Below are 8,421 nucleotides of genomic sequence, written 5' to 3' on the forward strand. Positions count from 1 at the left end.
GTTTGGTTAGTAGCCGTCAATAAATCAACTGTTGTGCGACTCAAAAAACGCTTACCATTCATTGCTCCACCATTGAGTAGCATTTGTAAAAAAGTAGCATAATCTTTTGCAGTTGAAGAAAGCCCCGCTCCACCCGAGAAGAAAGTTTTTGCTCCTGAGATTGGATAATTTGGGTCATAAAAGGTTACAGGGTATCGCACCCATTTTTGTATACTATCGGGTTTTTGAACATAAACCATGCGGTCTTTTTTTGAATCGGGCAAGTAAAAATAAGTATCGTTCATGCCCAAAGGCTCAAATAAATGTGTACGTAAAAACTCGTCAAACGGCATTCCAGAGATTATTTCGATGAAATAACCCAATACATCAAGTCCTTCAGAATAAGAAAACTTTTCCCCTGGATTGAAATGAAGTGGTAGTTTTGCTAATTTTTTGATATTATCACTAATCTTTACATTTTTAGTGGTGTATAAATCAACAATTCCTGCTTTTTTATACATTGCTTTGAAGCTTTCATCACCATCAATTACGCCATAACCCAAGCCTGATGTATGGGTCAATAAATGTCGAATAGTTATTTCTGACTTAGCAGCTTCGGTCGTATAAGTTGTATCGGAAAACTTGAATGACTTGATAACTCTTGGATTTTTGAATTCGGGAATAAACTTGGAAATTGGATCGTCTAACGAAAACTTTCCTTCTTCATAAAGCATCATTACGGCAGTAGAAGTAATGGCTTTTGACATAGATGCTATACGGAAAATATCGTCCGTTTTCATTAAGCGTTTAGTCTGGACATCGGCATATCCAAAGGCTTTTTGATAAACAATTTGACCATTTCGAGTAAAAAGAGCAACCATTCCTGGCAATTTATCTTGTTTGATAAGTTCGTTCAATGCAATGTCAATTCGTTTCAATCTTTCGGACGAAATGCCAACCGCTTCGGGCGAAGAGGCAACTGAAAGAGGTGTTGCGGTTGCCGAAGAAGTTAAAACCGTTTGAGCTTCACAGTTGATAATTATCAAAGAAGCAACAAATAATTGTAATAAATTTCTCATAAGGGAAGAAGGGAGTTTTTTTACAATGATACAAAATTATTATACTATTTAAAGATAATATATCAAAAAAGAATTAACATTCAAGAGAGATATTTTTAAAATATAAAGATTTTCTTATACATAATATGCAGGTCTTTGGTATTGTTTAACAAGGATAAATGGTTTATTATTGTACAAGATAACTTGACCGTTAAGTAAATATTTAACTTTATTTCAAATAATGTTAAAATATATTTTTAAATTTATTATTTATTGCACGCACTTCAATATTAATGAATCTAAACTTATATGGCTATGAAAAAATTTTATCCTCTTCTTCTACTCCTTGTTTGTTTTTCGTCTTTTAGCCAGCAAGGACCATCAGATATTCTTACAGGTCGTCTTGTCAGGATTTCGCCAAAATTGACTGATATTAAGTATGAAGTACCCATTGATACGAAAAAGCAATCGATTAAAAGTCCAAAATATCAGGAATTAAGAGACAAAATAAATAAAAGAGTACGATTCCCTGTCGAAAATCTTAATGCTGTTAGTTCAGACGAAGCACTTCAAAAAAGTGTAAAAACCGTCAATCAAGGTCCTTCTACGTCGGTATTAACCTCGTCTTTTGATGGAAATGGAACAACAGACAATTCGGCAGTAGGTTTTGGTTTATTAGCACCACCAGACCCTGTATTATGTGTAGGACCAAACCATGTAGTCCAAATGATAAATTTGGTTCATAAGGTTTTTAATAAATCTGGTACACTTTTGTCAGGTCCTTTGAAATTCAGCACAATTGCCTCTACTTCAACCGACGATGGCGACCCAATTACCCTCTATGACCATATTGCTGATAGATATATTTTGATGCAATTTAGTAGCCTTTTTACCAGTGGAAGTGAATCGCTGATTTTTTGTGTTTCACAAACCAATGACCCCACAGGCTCTTATTATGTATATGAATTTCTTACTCCAGGCAAATTTCCAGATTACCCACACGTAGGTATCTGGAACAATAGCTATGTTGTTACTACACATAATTTCAATGTTCAAGGAACTGCTTACCTAGGACAAGGTTTTTGGGCTTTTGATAGAAATAAAATGGTTAGTGGAGAGCCAACTGTAACGGGTGTAGCCTTCAATGCTACTGGTGCTACTGATGGGGGGTATTTACCTGCAAGTTTTGAGGGGTTTAAAACCCCAGACCCTACTTCTCAGCCCACTTTTATTACTTTTGATGCCGATGAATTTGGTGGATCAGACCGATTATTAATAAGAACATTAACGCCTAATTTTGTTAATCCTGCTTCGTCTGTGTTAAGTAGTGCAACAAGTTTGCCAGTAGCTGCTTTTGATGCTCGTTCTCCATCGGCTAGCCCAATCGAGCAACAAGGTACTGCTGTACGTTTAGATGCCATTGCCGACCGAATGATGAGTAGAATTATTTATAGAAGATTCGACAATTATGAATCTTTAGTTATGAATTATGCAGTAAATGTCAGCGGTGTAAGCCCCACATCAGCAACTACTTATCAAGCTGCAACTCGGTGGTATGAACTAACCAGAGCTACCCCAGCAAGTGCATGGACAGTAAATCAACAATCTACGTTTTCTCCTACAGCCATAAGCGGTACAACAGGTATAAACCGATGGATGGGTTGTGCAGGAATTGACCAAAGAGGAAATATGGCACTTGCCTATAGTAGGTCAAGCACTACGAACTTTCCAGATATTTATTATGCTGAAAGAAAAAAAACTGACCCAGTGAGTACTCTTGGTTCTGAACAAGTTTTTCATGCATCTGGTGGCTCTCAAACACATTCGAGTGGTAGATGGGGCGATTATTCGGCAATGACAACTGACCCATCAGACGAAGAAACACAATGGTTTACGGCGGAGTATTATGCAGCTACTGCCAGCGTCAATTTCAAAACTCGTATTGGTAGTTTTAAAATTAATGACCCCCTCACTACGCCAACAGTTCATTTTCAAAAGGGGGGAACAATTGCACGGCAGAAGGAATCTATAACGCTTTTGCCACCTTCTACTTTTTATAAAGATTATCCGATAACTCTTTTGATTGACCAAGCTCCAACACAACCTGTAAACGTTACTTTATCTAAGACTGGAACAGCAACCGAAGGAGTTGACTATGATTTACTCAATAGTACATCGTTAGTTTTAAATGGGTCAAATTTAACACAAACTTTTACACTTCGTGTTTACGATGATATGATTGGGGAAGTTGATGAATACATTGACTTAGAATATACACTCAATGCCAATGCTGGAAACGGAATAGCAGGAGCATATAATCAAAAGCATCGTATCACAATTATTGGAAATATCGTTTGTCCGTCAACAAATGTAGCTGTTACAAGACCAACCACTTTTTGTGAAGGGGATTCAACTATTTTTAATGCAAATTCTGACCCTAATTATACTTTTCAATGGTACAAAAACAATGTATTGATTGGCGGTGCTACTCAAGCCCAATATATTGCCAAAACTGTAGGTAGCTATCGTGTGGAAATCACACGCCTTGGCTGTACTTTATCGTCGAACTCCATTGCTGTTATCATTAATGTTGGCACACCAGTACCAACCACGGTTAGTAGATCAATAACTTTTGGAACAGTAATTACACCAGGTAATGGTTTACAAGCAAGTTCAGCATGTCCTGGTGTTCAAACAGTTAATTACTCAGGTCCGACCATTGGTTATGATAACAATACAAAAAGTGGAGCAGACCCCCAAGTAACCGTGTCAGGTGTTGGAACAAATCTTGGAAAAACAAAAGTATCAGTTACTTGGAGAAAAAGAAGTGGTGGAACAATCAATGATTGTGGAACAGCAGGAGGCTCTGGACAACCTTTTTATGATGAGGTTTCATTTAGAATACAAGCTCCAAATGGTACAATCATTAATTTACTCAATGCAAATACCTATTCAATTGGCTCTACACCGTTAGGCGTTTTGACTACTGTTTTTGAAGATGGAGGTGCCGCGGTTGGAAGCCTACCAGCAAATGGCACTTTTAATCCTGCACAAGTGTTGTCAGCATTGAATGGGACAGACCCTAATGGTATTTGGAAACTCCTTGCCAATGATGCTGCTGCAAGCGACCCACTTTGCGTAGAGTCGTTTTCAGTAAATGTGCTTACACCAAGTTCGGGTGGTGCGAGTAGTATTACGTGGTATAACAGTGCAACGGCTACTGTTTCGGTTGGCTCAGGAGCCGAGTATATTCCTACAGATACTGCACCAGGCACATACACTTACTTTGCTGAAGCAAATTGTTCGGGTATTACTGTATGTGCAACGAGTGTGCGTAAACCTGCCACTCTTACTATTACTTGTCCAGTAGTTACAGCCCCAACTGGCACTTCAAACCCAACAATTTGTAGCAATACAAGTGCTTCACTATCAGCAAGCTGTGCTGCTGGAACTGTAACCTGGTATAATGCAAGTAGTGTAGCGATCCCATTTACTGGTTCGCCTTTTGTAACACCAAATCTTACATCAAATACAACTTATAATGTTCGTTGTGAAAATGGTGGATGTTTAAGCCCATTTACGGTTGTCACAGTAACTGTTGGAGGAACATTAGCTGCCCCAACCGGTACTTCAAACCCAACAATTTGTAGCAATACAAGTGCCTCACTATCAGCAAACTGTGCTTCTGGAAGTGTAACTTGGTATGATGCAAGTAGTGTAGCGATTCCATTTACTGGTTCGCCTTTTGTAACACCAAATCTTACGGTAAGTACTACTTATAATGTTCGTTGTGAAAATGGTGGATGTTTAAGTCCATTTACGGTTGTTACAGTTACAGTTGGAGCATTGGCTGCCCCAACGGGTACTTCAAATCCAGCAATTTGTAGCAATACAAGTACTTCACTATCAGCAACTTGTGCTACTGGAACCGTAACTTGGTATGATGCAAGTAGTGTAGCGATTCCATTTACTGGTTCGCCTTTTGTAACACCAAATCTTACATCAAATACCATTTATAATGTTCGCTGTGAAAATGGTGGATGTTTAAGTCCATTTGCGGTTATTACAGTAATAGTAAATCCAATTCCAATTGTTGATGCTGGAGCAAATCAAACAATTTGTGCAGGTGCAATGGCTACATTATCAGCAACATGTAATCTACAGTCTGTAAATGCAACATTAAGTGGTTCTTCCGAAGTACCAGCCAATGGTTCGACTGCAACAGGTAGTGTGAAAGGAACTTTTAATACTACTACTAATCAATTGAACTTGACAATTTCATTTAATGGCTTGAGTGTCAATGCCTCTGCTGGTCATATTCATAATGGTGCAAGTGGCGTAAATGGACCTGTAATAGTACCATTTGGAGGTGTTCCTGCTTCAACTTCAGGTACTTTTACTTATAGTGGAGTTTTTTCGGGAGCTGATGCAACAGCTTTGTTAGCAGGAAACACATATGTTAATATACATAATTCAACTTTTCCAGGTGGTGAAATAAGAGGACAGTTGAGTGCTACGTGTGTAGCCAATAATTATGTTTGGAATCCTGGAAATCAGAATGGACAAACGGTTTCGGTAAGTCCTATTATAACTACAACTTATATCCTTACTGCAAGTAATACAACGACGGGATGCTCGGCAACGTCAACCACTTCAGTAATTGTAAATACCGTAAATGCCACTGCCAGTAATACTGGGCCTTACCTAACAGGTCAGACTATTCAATTAAATGCAACAGGTGGCAGTTCTTATAGTTGGGCAGGTCCAAATTCATTTACGAGTACATCAAATCCTGCAAACATTTCAAATGCAACCCTTGCCATGGCGGGTATTTATACCGTTACTGTAACTCAGGGTAGTTGTTCGGCAACCGCTACAACATCTGTTATTGTTAGCGACAACAATCCTTGTTTAACGGTAGTTGAATACGATTATGTGCAGGCAGGAAATCCGTTCGTTTTTAAATTCCCATTAGTAAACAATATGGTAATCGCTGAAGTGCCAGAAGAAACATCAATTTTAGTTAATCCGATTTGTTCGACGGTAACAATTGAAAGTTTTAGAATGAGAATTCAAGGATTGCCTTATTTGCATGAAGTTGTAGAAAGTATCTCTCCGTTTGCATTGTTTAATAATACAGGCGTTTCTGTTTTAGGAAGGCACTTATTACCAGGGGCTTATTCACTTACAATCACAGGCTATGAACAAGATAATGCTCTCGGAAATATTACTTATGGGCCAATCATTACCAATTTCACCATTGTGTCAAATTCGGCAAGTATTTCTGCTCCATCATTTGTAGTTAATTCGTTGTGTGCAGGTAGCACATTTAATGTTAATTTTACCACAACTGGTGCATTCAACCCTGCAAACCTATTTGAAGTACAACTTTCTGATGCCAACGGAACATTCAATAATCCGACTGTTATTGGTAGTTCGCCATCGGCTGGTGTGGTGGCTTGTACTATTCCGATTAATATTGGTTTAGGCTCGAGCTATAAAATAAGGGTTGTTTCTACCAACCAAATAGTTGCTGGGACTACAAATGGCTCAAATTTGGTAGCTACAACGGCTTCATTAACTTTGGTTAGTCCAACCAATGATATTAGTGGAGGTACGACTACCCAGCAAGCTACTCAGATAATTACGGCTACCAACAAGGTACTTTCGCCTGCCAATACTATTTATAAAGCAGGAAATGCCATTTTGTTGAATGCTGGTTTTCAGGCAAACGCAAGTTCAGTTTTTAAAGCCGAAATTGGTGGTTGCAACTAATTTTAGTTCTTAAACAATCTTGATGGTGGATGAATTCAAAACTCATCCACCATTTTATTTATTGGTGTTTGCTACTAAGGCAAAAAACGCTTATTTTTGATAACTTTCTATGATTTTTCCTCAAATACTTAGAAGTGATTAAAATATTTCTTAAACTTGAATGTTCGTAAAAAATTCAACCATCTATTTATAATGAATAACCCAAATATTAACCGTCGTCGTTTCATTCAAGGAACTGCGGCATCGTTGGCTCTTTCTACTTTGAGTGTCAGTGGTATGGACGAGATTCTACAACCAGCCAAAACCTATCGAGTTGCCTTAATTGGAACCGGTTGGTATGGGAAAAGTGATTTATTTCGACTCATTCAAGTAGCTGATGTGGAGGTCGTGGCTCTTTGTGATGTTGATAAAAATATGCTCACCTCAGCAGGGAATTTAGTAGCAAAACGCCAAAAGTCACGTAAAATACCTGCACTTTATGGCGATTATAAAAAAATGATTGCCGAAAATCAATTAGATATTGTATTAATTGGAAGCCCAGACCACTGGCACGCATTGCAAGCAATTGATTGTATAAAAGCAGGAGCGAATGTGTATGTTCAAAAACCTATAAGCGTTGATGTAATAGAAGGAGAGGCAATGGTTGCCGCAGCTCGTAAATACAATAAAGTAGTACAAGTAGGTACGCAACGCAAAAGTACACCTCATTTGATTGAGGCAAAGAAAAATATCGTTGATGCAGGTTTGCTGGGCAAAATATCTCACGTAGAAATGTGCTGCTATTTTCACATGAGAAACAATGGAAATCCACCAGTAGAGCCTGTTCCTGATTTTTTAGATTATGAAATGTGGACAGGCCCTGCACCACTACGACCTTATGATGGACTTCCACATATACGTTGGTGGCGTACATTCAATGAATATGGAAATGGGATTATGGGTGATATGTGCATACATATGTTCGATACTGTACGTTGGATGTTGAAACTTGGTTGGCCAAATCGTATTAGTTCAACAGGTGGGATTTATGTTCAGAAAGAAGGGAAATCAAATATTGCAGATACCCAATCTGCTATTTTTGAGTACGATGAACTCAATTGTGTTTGGCAACATCGCTCTTGGGGAACACCCGCAAATCCTGATTATCCTTGGTCTTTTACACTTTATGGCGAAAAAGGTACTTTGTTTGCCAGTACAATGGCCTATGATTTTGTTCCACAAGGCAAAGGAGAAAAAATCCATAAAGACGTAGTTTATGAAAAAGAAAAATATCCAGAAGACCTTACCGAAGAGCGTATTGAACTAAATGCTGCTCCCGCTACAAGGCTTCATATGCTTGATTTCATTGCAGCCATTGAGAATAATTCGAGACCAGTTGCCGACATAGAGCAAGGACATATTTCTACCGCAAGTTGTCTGCTCGCTAATGTTTCAATGAAAATCGGACGACCAGTCGTTTATGACCCAAAGAAACGAGAAGTAGTAGGTGATGCCGAAGCAACGAAACTCCTCAAACGCCCATATCGAAAAGGTTGGGTGCATCCTGAGCCAGATAAGGTTTAATATTAAAAAAAGGCTTGAAGTTTTAAAACTTCAAGCCTTTTTTTAG

General features: G+C 38.4%; 3 protein-coding genes. 2 read left to right on the forward strand and 1 reads right to left on the reverse strand.

Annotated features, from left to right (window positions below):
• On the reverse strand, positions 1–1,058 hold a 1,058-nt coding region (locus tag ACH2CJ_RS06370), incomplete at its 3' end, for a serine hydrolase domain-containing protein (protein ID WP_394991418.1).
• Positions 1,059–1,352: 294 nt separating this feature from the next.
• Between ACH2CJ_RS06370 and ACH2CJ_RS06375 the strand changes: the two genes are divergently transcribed.
• The gene (locus ACH2CJ_RS06375) at positions 1,353–6,812 is read left to right on the forward strand and encodes a CHRD domain-containing protein (protein WP_394991419.1); all 5,460 of its coding nucleotides are present in this window, start codon (positions 1,353–1,355) and stop codon (positions 6,810–6,812) included.
• Between the two features lie 192 nt (positions 6,813–7,004).
• The gene (locus tag ACH2CJ_RS06380) at positions 7,005–8,375 is read left to right on the forward strand and encodes a Gfo/Idh/MocA family oxidoreductase (protein WP_394991420.1); all 1,371 of its coding nucleotides are present in this window, start codon (positions 7,005–7,007) and stop codon (positions 8,373–8,375) included.
• Positions 8,376–8,421 lie beyond the last annotated feature (46 nt).

Origin of the sequence: Emticicia sp. (genome assembly GCF_043780375.1) — a bacterium.
Lineage (GTDB): Bacteria > Bacteroidota > Bacteroidia > Cytophagales > Spirosomataceae > Emticicia.

What these genes read in the sequence shown, in the direction of transcription:
- ACH2CJ_RS06375 (WP_394991419.1), top strand. Translation starts at nt 1,353, where the DNA reads ATGAAAAAATTTTATCCTCTTCTTCTACTCCTTGTTTGTTTTTCGTCT.
- ACH2CJ_RS06380 (WP_394991420.1), top strand. Translation starts at nt 7,005, where the DNA reads ATGAATAACCCAAATATTAACCGTCGTCGTTTCATTCAAGGAACTGCG.